This window comes from Allostella sp., from assembly GCF_041913585.1.
Classification (GTDB): domain Bacteria; phylum Pseudomonadota; class Alphaproteobacteria; order ATCC43930; family Allostellaceae; genus Allostella.
The window spans coordinates 18,559-33,564 of the sequence record NZ_JAYSFE010000044.1; the positions used below are offsets into that span (position 1 = coordinate 18,559).

Genomic DNA, 15,006 nt, shown 5'->3' on the forward strand with positions numbered 1-15,006 from the left:
TCAGCGCCCACCCGACGCCAGCAGGTGCGGGTGCCGCTCGACCTCCTCGCGGACTTCCGCCTCGAAGGCGACGAAGGCCTGTTCGAGCCGCCACTGCACCCGTGCCTTCTCGCTGCCGGCGAGGAAGGCGGCGCAGTCGTCCGTCGCCGCCTCGGCCGGGTCCGCGCCGACGCAGGCGGCGACCAGCGTCCGCCGCCCCTCCCCCTCCCAGAGATCGGCGCCGGGCAGGAAGGAATGGACGAGGCTGTCGCGGGCGATCGTCTTGAGGTCGACATAGTCGAGGCCGAACTCCTGCACCGCGCGGACATACTCCTGGGTGAGGTCGCTGCGCGACACCCCCTCGTCGTCGGTCGAGATCACCACCGGGACGCCGAAGCGGCGATAGACCGGAAGCGGGTGGCGCGGTCCGACCACGCCCAGGATGCCGTCGTTGCTGCTGAGATTGATCTCGACCGCCACCCGCCGCCGCGCCATCTCCGCGATGAGGCCGATCGGGTCGTCCTCGTGCATGATCGACACGCCGTGCCCGATCCGCCGGGCGCCCGCCACCTCGACCGCCTCGCGGACGTGGAAGCGCAGGTCCTCGGGCGGCACGAGGCCCGCCACCAGTTCGCCGGCATGGAGCGCGACCGCGACCTCGGGATGCTGGCGGCGCTGGTGGGCGATCATCCGCATGTGCAGCCGGTAGTCCCGGAGCGCGACCCCGTCGTCCTCGGGTCCGACGAAATTGATCCCGACGATGCGCGGGTCCGCCTCGGCCATGCGGAAGGCGGCGATGGTCTGGGCGAACACCTGCTCGGGCGGCAGCATCCGCAGCACCTGGGCGATGTAGCGAACCGACACGGCGCAGGCGGGCTCGGGCGTCGGCGTCCCGCACTTCAGGATCGCCCGCTGCTCGGCCTCCGCGCCGTCGAGCGCCGCCTTGGCCGCCACCGGCAGGTCGGCCAGCCGCGGCCCGGCGGCGGTGGCGAACGCGTCGAGGTCGCCGGTCCAGGCCGCGGCCAGGGCGCGGCCGACCCCGCGCGAGGCGCCGCGGTCGGGCGAGACCATCAGTTCGAGGTGGAGGACGCCGTTGTCGGCGGCCCGCCGGGTCGCCTCGGCCAGCATCGGCCCCCAGTCGCTGCTGGCCGGTCCGAAGCGCGGGAAGGTCGCGAAGAACTGGTCGCGACCGGAGGGCGCCGCCTCGCCCGCGATGAAGTTCCGCATCGACAGGGCGTCGATCATCGTCGCCCGGAGCGCCGGATCGGCCCCGGCCACCGGCGGCCGGCCGCGGCCGGCGTCGCACGGTGGCTTCGGCGCGACCAGGCTCCGCCGCTCCCGGTCGAAGCAGAGACCGGCCCCGGCCGCGCGCGCGATGTAGTTCTCGGCGTAGACGACGCCCGAGAGATGGCTGTGCAGGTCGGCGCCCTTGGGCAGGCGCCGCAGATAGGCCTGGAGCAGCGGCGGCTGATCGCGGACGGCATCGAAGAGGGCGGCCGTCACCGTCGCGTCGTCGGCGTCGGTACCGGCGTCGGCATAGGCCGCCGGGACCGGCGGCGGCGGACGGTCGACGGCGCAGGCGCCGACGATGAGCAGGGCCGCGAGCGCGGCGGCGAGGCGGATCGGCATGGCGGCCATTGTGCGCCGGCCGCCGGCGGAAGGCGAGATCGCCCTGCCGGCTAACCGGCCATCACGTCGAAGGCGATCGAGATGCGCCGCTCGGTCGCCTCGAACGGGAAGGTGCGGTGGTAGAGCCAGGACGGGAACAGCACCATCAGCCCCTCCTGCGGCTGCAGGCGCCGCACCGGCGCATCGCCGGGGGGATGGAACAGTTCCGGCGGGCGGCCGAACTCGATCCAGCCGTCGGTGCCGCGATCCGAGACGACGGCCGGCACTGCGACATAGTAGACGCCGCTGACCGTGGCCGACGGATGGATGTGGTCGAGCTGGCGGCCGCCCGACTGCAGCACCGTCGCCCAGGCATAGACCGACACGCGCTGGGGAAAGCGCTGGAACCAGGGATGGTCGCGCACGGCCGCGACGTAGCGTTCGACCGCCCCCAGGATGAGACGCCGCAGGGCCAGGAACTCGGGCGTCTGGTGGCGCAGCAGGTTGCGCGTCTGGTAGCCCATCCGCGTCGTCGTCGCCGCCGGCTCCCAGGCCAGCGAGCGGTCGGCGTCGATGCCGGCGACGAGCGCGCGATGGAAGTCGGCGCGCTCATCGAACGGCGCCGGCACCGGCGGCCGCAGCGGCTGCACCAGCCGGTCCATGGCGAGATGGGCGGCGGCGGCGTCGAAGCGGCCGAGCCGGTCGAGCGCGACCCCCTTCAGTGCCACGGCCCGGGCCGAGCCGGGATGGAGCGCCAGCGCCCGCTCGCAGCAGGCGAGCGCCTCGGCGGCGTCGCCGGGCCGCGCCAGCAGGATGCTCGCCAGCGTCAGCGGCGGCAGCGGATCCTTGGGCGCCAGTTCCATGCCGGCGCGCGCCTCGGCCTCGGCCTCGTCGAGGCGCCCCAGTTCGGCCAGGCTGGCCGCAAGCTGCCCGCGCAGGCGCCCCTGGCCGGGGTCGGCGGCGATGGCCGCGCGCCATTCCGGCTCGGCCTCGGCAAAGCGCAGCGCCTCGGCCAGCGCCTCGGCCAGCAGGGCGCGCCAGGGGCCGTGCCCCGGCTCCGCCGCGACCGCGCGGCGGAGCGGCTGGATCGCCTCCCCGATCCGTTCGGCACGACGCAGCAGCCGGCCGTGGACCGCCTGGGCCGCCGCCAACCCGGGTGCGAGTGCCGCCGCCCGCTCGGCGTCGGCGAGGCCGGTCGCGATCTCGCCCTGCGCGGCGCGCACCTGGGCGCGCATGACCAGCGCCTCGACCCGGTCGGGATCGCGCGCGAGCGCCGCCTCGGCCGCGGCCAGGGCATCGGCCGTCCGTCCCTGGACCAGCCGCAGCGTCGCCAGCGCCGCCGACAGGCCGGCATCCTCGGCGGTGGCGATGGCGGCGAGCAGGCGGTCGGCCTCGTCGAGCCGGCGAAGCTGGACCAGCGCCAGGGCCTCGACCCGCGAGTCTCCGGCGGCCCGTGCGGCCTCCAGGGCCTCGTCGTAGCGCCGGGCCGCGAGCGCCTGCTCGGCCGCGGTCATCGTCCGGCCAGCCGTTCGTGGACGACGCGGTCGCCGGGCCGGATGCCGAGCCGCGCCGCGGTCCCGGCGGGAAGCTCCAGCGCCGCCCGCGCGGGTCCCTCGGAGGGACGCGAGTCGAGGGTCTGCGGCGGCACATCGGCGATGATGTTGATGATGCGGCCGTCCGCCTCCAGGAACAGCATGTCGAGCGGGATGTAGGTGTTCTTCATCCACATCGCGATCGGCTGGTCGCGCTCGTAGACGAAGAGCATGCCGCGGTCCGGCGCCAGCGACCGGCGGTACATCAGGCCCTGCATCTGCTGCCGGTCGGTCAGCGCCAGTTCGACCGTGAAGGCATGGCGCCGTCCGTCCGCCGTCTCGATCGTCAGCGGCGAGGTGGCGAAGCCGACGAGCTGGGCCGCCGCCGGCACCGCCGCGGCGAGCAGGACGGCGGCCAGGAGACCGCGGCGAGTCCAGGTCTGCATCGCCTTCTTCTAGCCGACGGGCGGATCGCTTGCGAGGGTGGCGGCGATCGCATGCCGCACCTCTGCCCGCACCGCCCCGCCGCGCCACGGGTCGGCGATGGTGGTGAACCACGAGTCCGGCGGATTGCGGCCGCGGCTGTGGTTCCATTCGAGCCCGCGCAGCACCGCCTCGGCGGCGTGCGGCAGCCGGTCGGGAACCTCTAAGCCGTTGACGGTCGCCCAGATCCCGGCCCAGCAGCGCGCCACCGACCACGGGTTGTAGCCGCCGCCCCCCAGGACCAGCACCCGCGGCGCCAGCGGCCGCAGCGCCGCCACCGCCCGCCACAGGGCGCGGTTGCCGAGTGCGAGCCGGCTCTGCGGGTCCTCCTCCAGCCCGTCGGCACCGCATTGCAGCACCAGCGCGTCCGGGTCGAACGCTTGGCCCAGCGGCAGGATCGCCTCCTCGACGATGGCCGCCAGTTCGTCGTCGTGGAAGCCGGCCGGCACCGGCAGGTTGCGCGCCATCCCGCCGGCGCGGTCTTCCAGCCGGCCCGTCCCCGGCCAGCGCCCGGCCTCGTGGACGGAGATCGTCAGCACCCGGTCGTCGTCGGCGAAGGCGTCCTCGACGCCGTCGCCGTGATGGGCGTCGAGGTCGACATAGAGGATGCGGGCGAGCCCCTGGTCGAGAAAGGCGAGGATCGCCAGCACCGGATCGTTGAAGAAGCAGAAGCCGCTCGCCCGGTCGCGCCGGCCATGGTGGGTGCCACCCGCCGGATTGTGGACCACGCCGCCGCCGGCGAGCCGCCGCGCCGCCTCCAGGCTGGCGCCGACCGAGGTGGCGGGGCGGCGGAAGACCTCCGGGAAGACCGGGTTGCCGGCGCAGCCGATACCGTGGCGCCGGCAGAGTTCGGCATCGGCGCGCTGGGTCCGCTCGGCCTCGATCAGGGCCGCGACATAGGCCGGGTCGTGGAAGCGCGTGAGCTCGGCGACGGTCGCCTGCGGACTGTCGACATAGGCCGCGTCCGGCAGCCAGCCCATGGCGCGCGCGAGGTCGATCGTCGGCGAGACGCGGGCGATCGAGAGCGGATGGCGCCGGCCGTAGCGCGACCGGCGGTAGATGTCGCTGCCGACGAGGAGCGGCCGCTCCAGGGAACGCGCCGGGGGCAAGCCGGTCCTAGTGCGCGCGGCCGGCGAAACGGCCGATGAAGGCGGCGAGGCGCTCCGATTTCGGGCGGGTGAAGATCTCCTCGGGCGGCCCCTGCTCGGCGACGCGGCCCTGCTCCATGAAGACGACGCGGGTCGAGACCGCGCGCACGAAGTTCATCTCGTGGCTGACGACGAGCATGGTCATGCCGCTCTTCGCCAGGTCCTGCACGACGGCCAGCACCTCGGCCACCAGTTCGGGATCGAGCGCCGACGTCACCTCGTCGAACAGCACCAGCTTGGGCTCCATGGCGACGGCGCGCGCGATCGCGACCCGCTGCTGCTGCCCGCCCGAGAGCTGGTAGGGATAGTGGTCGCGCCGCGCCGAGAGGCCGACACGGTCGAGCCAGCGCCGCGCGATCTCGACCGCCTCATCCTTCTTGCGTCCCTGCACCTTGACGAGGCCGAGCGTGACGTTCTGCTCGGCCGTCATGTGCGGAAACAGGTTGAAGCTCTGAAAGACCATGCCGATGCGGGCCCGCTGGGCGGCGATCGCCGCCTCGCCCAGCCGCCTGTGGCTGCCCGCCGTGTAGCCGATGCGCTCGCCGTCGACCTGGATCTCGCCCTGGTGGAACTCCTCCAGGAGGTTGATGCAGCGCAGGAAGGTGGTCTTGCCCGAGCCGGACGAGCCGATGATCGCCAGCACCTCGCCCTTGTGGACGTCGATGTCGATGCCCTTCAGCACCTCGACGTCGCCGAACTTCTTGTGGACGTCGATCGCGCGGAGGAGCGGCTGGGCTTCGGCCATGGGATTCCTCAGTAGCGGAGATGGGCGGTCCGCCGCTCCAGCAGCGCGCCCAGTTGCGAGATCGTGAAGTTGACCAGGACGTAGAGCATCCCGGCCGCGAAATAAAACTGCAGGATCAGGTAGTTGCGGGCGATCGTCTGTTGCGTCGCGAGGAGCAGCTCGACGACGCCGATGATCGAGAGCAGCGTCGTGCCCTTGACCATCTCGACCGCGGTGTTGACCCAGGGCGGCAGCAGCCGGCGGATCGCCTGCGGCAGCAGGACGTAGCGCAGCCGCTGGCCGAAGCGCAGGCCGATGGCCTTGGCCGCCTCGGTCTGGCCGACCGGGATCGATTCCAGCGCGCCGCGCACCGTCTCGGACATGTGGGCGCCGCAGAAGCCGCCGAGCGCCACCACGCCCGCGGTGAAGGGCGATATATGCACGCCCAGCAGCGCCAGCCCGTAGTAGCTGAAGAGGATCAGCACCAGCACCGGGATGCCGCGGACCGCGTCGACATAGACGCGCAGCAGGAAGCGGATCGGCCATGGCCCGTAGGACAGCCCGATGCCGCCGAAGACGCCGACGACGCTGCCGGCGACGATGGTCAGGACCGAGAGCTGGGCGGTCACCGAGAGACCGGCCAGGAGCTGGTTGCGCGCGACCCACGCCTCGAAGAGGAAGGTGCCCGGCTCGAAGGAGAACATGTCCCGCCTCCCCTACCGGATGACCGCATAGCGGCGCTCGACCCGGCGCAGCAGCCAGGCGATGCCGTAGCAGGTGACGAGATAGAGCACGCTCGCCGTCAGCCAGCTCTCCATGACGCGGAAGGTGTTGGCGTTGATCTGGCGGGTGATGAAGGTCAGCTCGGGGATGGCGATGGCCGCCGCCAGCGAGGTGTCCTTGAAGAGCGAGATCAGGTTGTTGGCGAGCGCCGGCAGCGTGATGCGGAACATCACCGGCAGCACGACGTAGCGCTGGCGCTGCCACGGCCGGAGCCCGATCGCCTTCGCCGCCTCGACATAGCGCACCGGGATCGACGACAGGCCCGAGCGGAACACCTCCGACAGGTAGGCGCCGGCATAGATCGACAAGGTCAGGATGAAGCTCTCGGTCTTGTCGAGGAAGTAGATGCCGAGTTCCGGCAGTCCGAAATAGACGAAGAAAATCAGCAGCAGGATCGGGCAGTTGCGGATCGTCTCGACATAGACCCACAGCACCCAGCGCAGGGGCGCCAGCCGCGACTGCCGGCCATAGGCGACGAGCAGTCCGATGACGCAGCCGATCAGGAGCCCGATCGCCGCGAGGTAGAGCCCGAGGCCGAGGCCCCAGAGCATCTTGTCGAAGTTGCGGAGGATCGGGTCGAAGTTGAACTGGTAGGTCATGCGCCGATCACACCGTCAGCGGGCCCGGGCCCGGAACGACGGCCGGCCCGTCCAGGAAGGAGCGGGCCGGCCTCGCAAGCATGCGTCTTCGGAAGGGATCAGGCGAATTCCTGCGGGAACCCGACCTTCGGGGTCGGCAGGTCGATGCCGAACCACTTCTTGTAGGAGGCGGCGAAATAGTCGAAATCGACGCCCATCATCGCTTCCTTGTAGACCGTGTTGACCCAGTTGAGCCAGATCGGGTCACCCGGCCGCACCGCCGAGGCGTAGGAGTTCGGCATCCAGCCGTAGCCCGAATCGACGTAGCGGTTCGGGAACTGCTGCATCAGCCAGCGCATCGCCGACTGGTCGGCGAGGTAGCCGTCGACGCGCCGCGCGTTCAGCGCCTGCAGCGTCGAATCGGGGCTGTCGAACTGCTCGACCGAGGCTTCCGGCAGGCCCTTCTTCACCCATTCCTCGATGAAGACGTTCTGCATGGCGCCGATCTTGATCGCCTTGCCGGCCGCCTTGAGCTCGGAGAACTGCTTGTACTTGCCGTTGGCCATCAGCATGACGCCGACGCCCTCGCGGTAGTAGGGGATGGTGAACTCGACCTGCTGGGCGCGGCCGGGAGTCACCGTCATCCACTGCACGACGATGTCGACCTTGTTGGTGACGAGGCTCGGAATGCGGGCGTCGGAGCCCTGGATGACGAACTCGACCTTGTCGTAGTCGTCGAAGAGGCTCTTCGAGATCAGCCGGGCGAGGTCGATGTCCATCCCGACCAGCTTGCCGCTGCGGTCCTCGAAGTGCCAGGGCGGGTTGGTGCTGCCCGTGCCGACGATCAGCTTGCCGCGCTTCAGGACCTCGTAGAGCTTGCTCTTCGAATTGTCCTGGGTCTGGGCCAGGGCCGCCTTCGGACCCAGCGTCGCGCCGCCGACCAGCCCGGCCGCGGCCGCCACTCCCGCCGCCCCGGCGGAGAGCTGGAAAATGTCGCGCCGGCTGACCGTCGAGCCGGCCGCCTTGTCCTCGTCCCGAATGCTCATGTCGCTCTCCCCTGGACCGAAATGCGGTTGGTCCGCGCCGGCGGAGGATGCACGAACCGCGCCGCGCCGCTCCCCCGCTGCGAACTCGTGCTCCGCTTCCGCGCGCGAGGATTGAGGGGACCTCCGCGGCTTGTCAACGGGGTGCCGGCGCCGAGCCTCATCCGGCGCGGCGGGCGGCCAGCGTCACACCGGCGACGATCGCGGCGAATCCGGCGACGTGGAATGCCATCAGCCGCTCGCCGAGGAAGAGGCTGGCGAGGACGGCGCTGTAGAGCGGGATGACATAGAGGAAGACGCCCGCCCGGCTGGAGCCGATCATCGCGACGCCGCGGTTCCAGGCGGCATAGCCGACGACGCTGGGGAAGATCGCGACGTAGAGGACCGCCAGCAGCGTCTCCAGGTTCGGCTGCAGGCGGTAGCCCGTGGCGTGCTCCCACACCATCGCCGGCAGGGTGCCGAGCGCCGACACGAGCGCGATGACGAAGGCGAAGCTGAGCCAGTGGATGCGCGGCGCCAGCCGCAGGCAGACCGAATAGATGGCCCACAGCATCATGTTGCCGAAGATGATGAAGTCGCCGACGTCGAAGGAGAGCGTGGCGAGCGTCCCGGCATCGGCCTTGGTCACGATCACCAGGACCCCGGCGAGCGAGAGCGCGATCCCCGCCCCCTGGCGCACCGTCAGCCCCTCGCGGAACAGCAACGCGGCCGCCAGCACGATCATCACCGGGGCGAGCGAGTTCAGCACCGAGACGTTGAGGGCGGTCGTGTACTGCAGCCCGACATACTGCATGGCGCTGAACACCGCGCCGCCGCCGAACCCGAGGCCGAGCAGCACCCGCCAGTGCCGGCGGATCACCGGCCAGTCGCCGGCGAGGTGGGGCCGGGCCAGGAACCACAGGACCGGGACCGGAATCGCCCAGCGCAGGGTCGACAGGGCATAGGGCGGCACCTCGCCCGCGATCGCCCGTCCGACGACATGGTTGCCGGACCAGGTGAGCGCCGCCAGCGCGAGCAGGACATACGGATGGGTGAGCGCCCGGGCGACCGGGGAGCGTGGGGCATCCATGGAGGCCGGCACCATCGCGCGGATGGCGGCGGTTGGGAACCCCCGGCCGGACCGGCCTTGCCCCGAGGTCGGTCCGACGTCATATTGCCGTTATCACCCGGGGGAGCCGGCCGGGGCCGGCTGAGAGGTTTCCACCAGCGGGAAACGACCCCTCGAACCTGATCCGGATCATGCCGGCGAAGGGAGAGGCGTTCCGACCTTGCACGTTTCCGCACCCGAAATCCGTCTCGAACGAGCCGGCGTGGCCTTCGACGGCGCCGCCCTGTTCCGCGGCCTCGACCTCGTGCTCGAGGCCGGACGCTGGACCTGCCTGCTCGGACCGAGCGGGGTCGGCAAGTCGACGCTGCTGCGGCTGGTGGCCGGGCTCGTCGCCGGCGACCCCGACGGGCGGGTGACCGCCGGCGACGGCGCGCCGGTCGCGGCGCGCGTCGCCTTCATGGCACAGCAGGACCTGCTGCTGCCGTGGCTCGATGCGCGCGCCAACGTCCTGCTCGGCCAGCGCCTGCGCGGCGAGCGGCCGGACACCGCACGGGCGGCCGCGCTCCTGGCCGAACTCGGCCTCGGCGATGCGGCCGGCCTGCGCCCGGCCGCCCTGTCCGGCGGCATGCGCCAGCGCGTGGCGCTCGCCCGGACGCTGATGGAGGACCGGCCGATCGTGCTGATGGACGAGCCCTTCGCGGCCGTCGACGCCGTCACCCGCCTGCGGCTCCAGGCGCTGGCGGCCGAGCGTCTGGCCGGCCGGACCGTGCTGCTGGTCACCCACGACCCGCTGGAGGCGCTGCGGCTCGGCCATGTCGTCCACGTCATGACGGGACGGCCGGCACGCCTCTCCGACGCGATCCGGCCGCCGGGGCTGCCGCTGCGGCCGGTCGACGACCCGGCCGTGCTGGCCCTGCAGGGCGAGTTGCTGCGCCGGCTGGCCGAGGACCGGGAGTAGCGCCATGCGCCGCAGCCTCGTCACCGCCCTCGGGCTGATCCTCGTGTGGGAGGCGGCGACCCGCCTCCTCGGCCTGCCGCCCTACATCCTCCCGCCGCCGAGCCAGGTGGCGACGGCGCTCTGGCTGCGCAGCGAGATCCTGGCGCACCACGCCCTCGTCACCCTGACCGAGATCGTCGTCGGCTTCGTCGCCGGCGTGGCGCTCGGCATCGGCACGGCGCTCCTGGTGGTGCGCTCGCCCCTCGCCCGCCGCTGGCTGATGCCGGTCGTGATCGCGAGCCAGGCGATCCCGGTCTTCGCCCTGGCACCGCTGCTGGTGCTGTGGTTCGGCTACGGCCTCGCCTCCAAGGTCGTGATGGCGGCACTCGTCATCTATTTCCCGGTCGCGGCCACCTTCTTCGACGGCCTGCGCACGACGCCGCCCGGCTGGCTCGAACTCGCCCGCACGATGGGCGCCACGGACGGCGCCGTGCTGTGGCGGCTGCGCCTGCCGGCGGCCCTGCCGGCGCTCGCCCAGGGACTGCGCATCGCCGCCGCCGTCGCCCCGATCGGCGCCGTCATCGGCGAGTGGGTCGGGAGCGGGGCCGGTCTCGGCTACCTCATGCTGCACGCCAACGGGCGGATGCAGATCGACCTCCTGTTCGCGGCGCTGACGGTCCTCGCGGCCATGGCGATCGCCCTCTACTACGGGCTCGACGCGATCCTGCGCCGGCTCGTCCCGTGGCAACCCGAAACCCTCGGAAGGTCCCGATGACACGCCTCGCCACCCTCCTCTCCGTCCTCGCCCTGGCGCTGGCGCCCGCCGCGCAGGCGCAGACGGCAGCGCCGGCCCTGCAGAAGCTCGACGTGCTGCTCGACTGGTACGTCAACCCCGACCATGCGCCGCTCGTGGTGACGCTGGAGCGCGGCTATTTCCGCGAGGCGGGGCTCGACGTCCGGCTGATCGCGCCGAGCGACCCCAACGACCCGCCCAAGCTGGTCGCCGCCGGCAAGGCCGAGATCGCCGTCAGCTATCAGCCGCACCTGCACATCCAGACCAGCCAGGGGCTGCCGCTGACGCGCATCGGCACCCTGGTCGCGACCCCGCTCAACACCCTGATGGTGCTCGATTCGAGCCCGATCCGTTCGATCGCCGACCTCAAGGGCCGCACGGTGGGCTTCGCCGTCGCCGGCACCGAGGACGCGACCATGGGCGCGATGCTGGCCCGCCACGGGCTGACCGTCGCCGATATCAAGCTCATCAACGTCGGCTTCGGCCTGACCGCGGCGCTGGCCAGCGGCCGCGTCGACGCCATCATCGGCGCCTACCGCAACTTCGAACTGACCCAGCTCGACCTCATCGGCAAGAAGGGCCGCCCCTTCTATGTCGAGGAGGAAGGGGTGCCGCCCTATGACGAACTGATCCTGGTGGCCCAGCGCGGCCGCCTCGGCAACCTGCCGCTCCGCGCCTTCGTCGACGCCGTCGAGCGCGGCACGCAGTATCTCGTCAACCACCCCGAGGCGAGCTGGAAGCTGTTCCTCGCCCGCCACAAGGAGCTGGACGACGAGCTGAACCGCCGGGCCTGGCGCGACACCCTGCCCCGCTTCGCGCTCCGCCCCGGCGCGCTCGACCGCGCGCGCTACCAGCGCTTCGCCGAGTTCCTGCGCGAGCGCGGCGTCATCAAGTCGGTGCTGCCGATCGACGAGTACGCGATCGAAGTGCCGTACCGTCGCTGACGGGAACCGGACGGCGGGGCGGGAGATTGCCAGGGCGGGCACCGCTCCACTAGCTTCGGGCCACGCAAGGCGGGCCGCGGGGAGCGCGGCCCGCCCAGCCCGGAGGAAGGCCCGCATGACCGTCAAGACGATCCTCGTCCATCTCGCCAACGACGGCCAGGCCGAGAGCCGGATCGGCACCGCCGTGACCCTGGCCAGGCGCCTCGACGCCCATATCACCGCCCTCTACGTCACCGCCCCGGCGCAGATGCCGGCGGCGATCACCGGGCGCGGCGCCTCGGCCGGCTACATCGCCGAGGCGGTGGCGATCGCCCGCGAGAAGGCCGCCCTGCTGCGCGGCCTCGTCGAGGAGACCAGCCGGCGCGAGGGCGTCGGCATCGAATTGCACATCGTCGACGGCGAGCCGATCGAGGCGATCAAGGTCGAGAGCCGCTTCGCCGACATCGCGCTCGTCGGCCAGAACCCGGCGATGACCGTCGACGACGTCGTCTCGCTGCAGCCGATGGAAGAACTGCCGCTGATGACCGCCTGCCCGTGCCTGGTGCTGCCGCACGGCCGGCCGCCGGCCCCGGCCATCGGCCGCCGGGCGCTCGTCGGCTGGAAGAACTCGCACACCACGGCGCGGGCGCTCCATGCCGCGGTACCGCTGCTGGAATCGGCCGATTCCGTGGTCCTGCTCGCGATCAACGATTCCGGCGCGGCCGACCCGTCGGCCGAGGCCGCGGCCAGCTTCCTCAGCCGCCACGGCATCGCCGTCGAGGTTCGCGTCCAGCGCGGCAGCGACGGCGATGCCGGCGCCACCCTCCTCGCGACCGCGTCGGCGATCGGCGCCGACCTCCTGGTCATGGGCGCCTACGGCCACACCCGCTGGCGCGAGATGATCTTCGGCGGCGCCACCGCCCATGTCTGCCGCCACATGACCCTGCCGGTGCTGCAGGCGCACTGACGGCGGCGCCGGCCGCCGCCGCCCCCCGCTACCGGAAGAACACCAGCGTCGTCAGCGCGAAGAGCGGAACGAGGAAGATGCCGGCCCAGGCCATGTAGCCGAAGAAGCTCGGCATCTTCACCCCGCGCTCTTCGGCGATCGCCTTGACCATGAAGTTGGGGGCGTTGCCGATATAGGTGTTGGCGCCCATGAAGACGGCCCCGGCCGAGATCGCCGTCAGGGTCGAGGCGAGCGCCCCGGTGAGCTGGGCCGGGTCGCCGCCGGCGAGGTTGAAGAAGACGAGGTAGGTCGGGGCATTGTCGAGGAAGCTCGACAGGCCCCCCGCCAGCCAGAAGTACCAGGCGTCGATCGGCCGCCCGTCGGGGGTCGTCACCAGCGCCACCAGCCCCGCCATGGCGCCGTCGCGGCCGGCGCGCAGGATCGCGATCATCGGCACGATGGTGACGAAGATGCCGGCGAAGAGCTTGGCCACCTCGAGGATCGGCCCCCAGGAGAAGGCATTGCCGAGGCGCGTGTCCTCCCGCGTCAGGCGCAGCGACAGGAGCCCGATCGCGACCAGGAGCAGGTTGGAGGCGATGCTCTCCAGCGGCACGGGGACGTGGTAGACGGTCAACTCGACCCCGGAATGCCAGATGCCGCGCAGCAGCACGGCACCGACGATCGCGCCGAGAAGCAGGATGTTCACCCCGCCCTCGACGCCGAGGCGCTCGCCCGACTGGTCGTTGGGCGGCCGCCCCGGCTCGCGCGAGAAGAGGTAGCTGTCGAGCAGGAAGAAGACCGCCAGCAGGATACCGGCGACCAGCAGCATCGGCAGGAACAGCGCCGTCGTCGGCCAGAAGAACGGCACGCCCTTGAGGAAGCCGAGGAAGAGCGGCGGGTCGCCGATCGGGGTCAGCGCGCCGCCGACGTTGGCGACCAGGAAGATCAGGAACACCATGACGTGGGCCTGATGCTTCCGCCATTCGTTGGCCCGGATCAGCGGGCGGATCATCAGCATGGCCGCGCCGGTGGTGCCCATCCAGCTCGCCAGCACCGTGCCGACGGCGAGCATCGCCGTGTTGGTGGCCGCCGACGACCGCAGGTCGCCGACGAGGCGGATGCCGCCGACGACGGTGAACAGCGCCCAGAGCAGCACGATGAAGGGGACGTACTCGAGCAGCAGCGTGTGCAGCAGTTCGTAGGCGGCGACGTCGGCCCCGAAGACGAGGGTGGCGGGGACGACGAAGGCGACGGCCCAGGCCGCCGAGACCTTGCCGAAATGGTGATGCCAGAAGGCCGGGGCCACCAGCGGCATGATGGCGATCGACAGCAGGATGCCGGCGAAGGGAACGGCCCAGAGCAGACCGAGCACCGACCCGTCGATGTGCGGGGCCTCGGCCGCCGCCATCGCCGGCGGAGCCGCCGCCATCGCCCCAATGCCCGCCGTCAGGGCCGCCAGGACCCGCCGTGCCCGCGTCATCCGCATGCTCCCCCCAAATCGCTGCCGCCACCCGTGCGCCGAAGCGGCCGAGCGCTCCCCGGCCGCTCTCAGGCTGGCGGTTTGGACACGCTCGACGACACCGGCGCCACTGCCGCGCGTCGCCGGCCACGGCGCGCCCGCAGGATCATCAGGATGGCAAACAACACGAGGCAGGTCAGCAGCACAAGGCCGATCCCGTGCACCCATTCGCCCGCCACCGCCTCGAACGCCTCGCCGAACAGGTAGCCGGAACCGGCGAAGGAGAGCGCCCAGACGAAGGCCGCGACGAAGTTGAGGGCGGCGAAGCGCAGCGGGGCGACACGCGCCATCCCCAGCGAGAAGGAGGCGAAGTTGCGCACCCCGTAGATGAAGCGGAAGCTCAGGATGAACCAGGTGCTGTTGCGCTGGACCTGGGCCAGCGCCCCTTCGACTCCGGATCGCCAGCGCGGGAACCGGGCGAGGATCTTGGGTCCGTAGAGGCGTCCGATCCAGAAATAGGTCTGATCGCCGCAGAAACTGCCGAACCAGGCACAGAAGAACAGCGTCCACCAGTCGAGCAGCCCCTTCTGGGCTGCCACGCCGGCGATTATGACAAACGTTTCACCTTCGAGGAACGTCCATAGGAATGTGACGACATAGAACCACGAGCCATAGTCGGCAATCAGTTGTTCGACGTTCACATTCCGGCCTCGGCATCTGGAGTTTCCGCGGGACTTCCACGTCCCCCGACCCTGTTCCCGCCCCGCCGGTCATTTGTTGCGAATGCTTGGCATTGGGGCCACGCACGCCGTCGGCAGCGCCGCAACGTCGCGCACAACCCCATGGGCGCGCAAGCCTGATCTCATGACGGTCCGCCGGCCGCCCGGACGACGGCGCCCGATGTTGCCCCCGGCCGGGGCGGGCGATAGGTTCCGCCCCATCGGGGTCCAGCGCAGGAGCGATTCATCATGGACATGTCAGGGGAATACCGGATCGCCGCCCCGCGCGAGGCGGTGTGGGCC

15 protein-coding genes and 1 riboswitch are annotated in these 15,006 nt (G+C 71.6%); of the genes, 4 read left to right on the plus strand and 11 right to left on the minus strand.

Annotation, left to right across the window (positions count from 1 at the left end; translation table 11 throughout):
* From ACE3Q3_RS10675 to ACE3Q3_RS10715, 9 genes are all read right to left on the minus strand, one after another.
* The gene (locus tag ACE3Q3_RS10675; RefSeq protein ID WP_374445583.1) at nt 1-1,608 is read right to left on the minus strand and encodes an adenosine deaminase; all 1,608 of its coding nucleotides are present in this window, start codon (nt 1,606-1,608) and stop codon (nt 1-3) included.
* A 50-nt stretch (nt 1,609-1,658) separates the two neighbouring features.
* On the minus strand, nt 1,659-3,101 hold the full coding sequence (locus tag ACE3Q3_RS10680) for a putative 2OG-Fe(II) oxygenase (protein WP_374445585.1): 1,443 nt from the start codon (nt 3,099-3,101) through the stop codon (nt 1,659-1,661).
* Entirely contained in the window at nt 3,098-3,565 is a 468-nt protein-coding gene (locus tag ACE3Q3_RS10685; RefSeq protein WP_374445587.1) for a DUF192 domain-containing protein, read from the minus strand. Before ACE3Q3_RS10685 ends, ACE3Q3_RS10680 begins: the two co-directional genes overlap by 4 nt.
* Before the next feature lie 9 nt (nt 3,566-3,574).
* The gene (locus tag ACE3Q3_RS10690; RefSeq protein ID WP_374445590.1) at nt 3,575-4,711 is read right to left on the minus strand and encodes an acetoin utilization protein AcuC; all 1,137 of its coding nucleotides are present in this window, start codon (nt 4,709-4,711) and stop codon (nt 3,575-3,577) included.
* Between the two features lie 7 nt (nt 4,712-4,718).
* Entirely contained in the window at nt 4,719-5,495 is a 777-nt protein-coding gene (locus tag ACE3Q3_RS10695; RefSeq protein WP_374445592.1) for an amino acid ABC transporter ATP-binding protein, read from the minus strand.
* Between the two features lie 8 nt (nt 5,496-5,503).
* Nucleotides 5,504-6,178: an amino acid ABC transporter permease gene (locus ACE3Q3_RS10700; protein ID WP_374445594.1), complete on the minus strand. Its 675-nt coding sequence runs from the start codon at nt 6,176-6,178 to the stop codon at nt 5,504-5,506.
* A gap of 12 nt (nt 6,179-6,190) precedes the next feature.
* Entirely contained in the window at nt 6,191-6,856 is a 666-nt protein-coding gene (locus tag ACE3Q3_RS10705) for an amino acid ABC transporter permease (protein ID WP_374445597.1), read from the minus strand.
* A 98-nt stretch (nt 6,857-6,954) separates the two neighbouring features.
* A complete protein-coding gene (locus ACE3Q3_RS10710) occupies nt 6,955-7,881 on the minus strand; it encodes a transporter substrate-binding domain-containing protein (protein WP_374445601.1) in 927 nt (308 codons plus the stop codon).
* A gap of 157 nt (nt 7,882-8,038) precedes the next feature.
* Complete coding sequence (locus tag ACE3Q3_RS10715; protein ID WP_374445603.1) at nt 8,039-8,947, minus strand: DMT family transporter; 909 nt, start codon at nt 8,945-8,947, stop codon at nt 8,039-8,041.
* An 89-nt stretch (nt 8,948-9,036) separates the two neighbouring features.
* Nucleotides 9,037-9,150: riboswitch (TPP riboswitch) on the plus strand.
* Nucleotides 9,151-9,188: 38 nt separating this feature from the next.
* Here ACE3Q3_RS10715 and ACE3Q3_RS10720 point away from each other — a divergent pair.
* The 4 genes from ACE3Q3_RS10720 to ACE3Q3_RS10735 all read left to right on the plus strand — a co-directional run bounded on the left by ACE3Q3_RS10720 (nt 9,189) and on the right by ACE3Q3_RS10735 (nt 12,546).
* Nucleotides 9,189-9,884 carry an ABC transporter ATP-binding protein gene (locus ACE3Q3_RS10720; protein ID WP_374445606.1) on the plus strand — a complete coding sequence of 232 codons (696 nt, stop codon included), beginning with the start codon at nt 9,189-9,191 and terminating at the stop codon, nt 9,882-9,884.
* Nucleotides 9,885-9,888: 4 nt separating this feature from the next.
* Nucleotides 9,889-10,638 carry an ABC transporter permease gene (locus tag ACE3Q3_RS10725; RefSeq protein WP_374445608.1) on the plus strand — a complete coding sequence of 250 codons (750 nt, stop codon included), beginning with the start codon at nt 9,889-9,891 and terminating at the stop codon, nt 10,636-10,638.
* A complete protein-coding gene (locus tag ACE3Q3_RS10730; RefSeq protein WP_374445611.1) occupies nt 10,635-11,600 on the plus strand; it encodes an ABC transporter substrate-binding protein in 966 nt (321 codons plus the stop codon). The genes ACE3Q3_RS10725 and ACE3Q3_RS10730 overlap by 4 nt, the downstream gene beginning before the upstream one ends.
* 115 nt (nt 11,601-11,715) lie before the next feature.
* Nucleotides 11,716-12,546, plus strand: a complete 831-nt coding sequence (locus tag ACE3Q3_RS10735) for a universal stress protein (protein ID WP_374445613.1) — start codon at nt 11,716-11,718, stop codon at nt 12,544-12,546.
* Nucleotides 12,547-12,574: 28 nt separating this feature from the next.
* On the opposite strand, the gene ACE3Q3_RS10740 is transcribed toward ACE3Q3_RS10735, so the two are convergent.
* Complete coding sequence (locus ACE3Q3_RS10740) at nt 12,575-14,005, minus strand: sodium:proton antiporter (protein WP_374445616.1); 1,431 nt, start codon at nt 14,003-14,005, stop codon at nt 12,575-12,577.
* 68 nt (nt 14,006-14,073) lie between these two features.
* The gene (locus ACE3Q3_RS10745) at nt 14,074-14,685 is read right to left on the minus strand and encodes a DedA family protein (protein WP_374445618.1); all 612 of its coding nucleotides are present in this window, start codon (nt 14,683-14,685) and stop codon (nt 14,074-14,076) included.
* Nucleotides 14,686-15,006: the final 321 nt, after the last annotated feature.